This is a genomic window from Massilia sp. CCM 8734, from assembly GCF_011682155.1.
Lineage (GTDB): Bacteria > Pseudomonadota > Gammaproteobacteria > Burkholderiales > Burkholderiaceae_D > Telluria_A > Telluria_A rubra.
Map to the genome: position 1 here is coordinate 1 of NZ_WHJI01000119.1, position 1,657 is coordinate 1,657.

The 1,657-nt window shown below is 67.0% G+C and carries 1 protein-coding gene and 1 pseudogene; both read right to left on the reverse strand.

Features of this window, described 5'->3' with window-relative positions; all coding sequences use genetic code 11:
- Nucleotides 1–926 (reverse strand): hypothetical protein (locus tag F2P46_RS35680; RefSeq protein ID WP_208296919.1); only part of this gene is annotated, 926 nt, incomplete at its 3' end.
- A gap of 23 nt (nt 927–949) precedes the next feature.
- A pseudogene (locus F2P46_RS35685) lies at nt 950–1,657 on the reverse strand (hypothetical protein); the annotation flags it as partial.

Below are 1,657 nucleotides of genomic sequence, written 5' to 3' on the forward strand. Positions count from 1 at the left end.
TCCAGCACGCCCTCGCTCAGCATGCCTTTCCCGACCCGGCCGGCGAGGGAGCCGCGCACCTGGGCGCCGGCCGATCCGGTCGCAATCTGCGTGGCCGCGTCGCCCATCAGCTTGCCCGCGCCGAGCCCGATCAGCGCGGTACCAAGACCGGCGCCCACTGCCGGCAAAGCGTAGTCGCGATATTCTCGTCCCTCGGCCTGCGCCCGGTCGGCGATGTTGCCGGCGGTCTGCGCGCCTTCCGTGAGGGCGCCGGCGCCGATCAGCCTGGTCCCGGCGGCGTTGACCGCTTCGGCGGCCGCCTTCCTGCCGGCGCTGCTTGCCATGGCGGCCGCCGTCGCTTCCGCCGCCGTCCTGCCAGCGGCCAGGCTGGCGGCGCTTGCGGCCGCGCCCTCACCCGTTGCCAGCGCCGCGCGCACCGCCACCTTGCGCGCCAGCGCGCCGGTGACGCCCATACCGCCCAACATGCCAGGTGCGGATTGGGCGATCGAGCCAATAATTGCGCGCGGGTTCTTGACCGACTCGGCGATGGTGCCGACAAAGCCGTCGGCTTGGGCAACCTTTTCGTCGGATGCTTTTTGACTGTCGCTCAGGAACTCGCCGAGGAATTCATTGGTCCGTTTCGGATCGTAGCCGACCGCACGCATGCTCTTGCCCACCATGCCGCCAGTTGTTAAGCTGCCGAGCCCGACAACCGCCGAGCCCAAGTCGACCACGCCCTGTCCCAGTTTGATCCCCATGTCGCCGGCGCTGCGCACTAGTCCGGCCGATTGCGCCGGCGCGGCCGCCGGCTGATAGCCCAGCTTGGTGGACAATTCCGCCTTGTCCATCTCCGGGTAGTACATCGTGTGAACAGCATCAACGAACGCCGCGTCGTCCAGGGAGCTAAGGGAAGGAAGTTTCTTGCGTGCGTCGGTCAAACCAGTCATTGCGATCCTTGAATTTATTGTCATTACATGCCGAGCGCTTCGAGCATGGCAGTCTTGTTGAGGGCGGGGCCGATGTTGTCTTCCACAACGGCGCGCGCGGCATTCACGCGTTTGAGCGCGGCATCGGTGGCGGCGACGTCGCCGGAGGGAATGGTTGCATTGAGGATGAATTTCGCTTTCTGATACTCGGCTGCCGCCGCCTCCAGCGTGGCCGCCTTCTCGACCGCTACCTGATTCCACGCCGAGTTGCCGGAGGACATCCCAATCAGCTCCAGAAGTGGACTTTGCTTCGGCGCTGCCGGCGCTCGCACCCCTGCCGGCGTCTTGAGAGCGGACGGTGTCGTGCTTTGGGTCGCTGCAGGGGCGGTGACTGGCGCCGCGCCCTTGGCTGGCCCGTTCAGGTTGAGGGGATCGGCCGCGCTACGCGGGCCGCCGAGCAAGTCGGAAACCTGCTGGTTGAGCATGGCCGAGCGCGTGTGAAGGCTTTTTGCGCCAGCGGACTCGGGCGCCCAGGTGCCCTCCGCCTGCGCCTTGGTCATGGCGGCCGAGATCTGGTCTTGCTCTTTCAACAAACTCCCCAGCTGGGCACGGGTGGCGGGGTTCATCGTGTCCACCCCCAGCATGGCGGCGCGCTCGACCGGCGACAGCGTGCGGCCCAACGCCTTTTCTTTGGCCTGGATCTGACCGAGCGGCGTTGACTGCGCGTGCTGTTCCCGCGACATGGCGAGGTG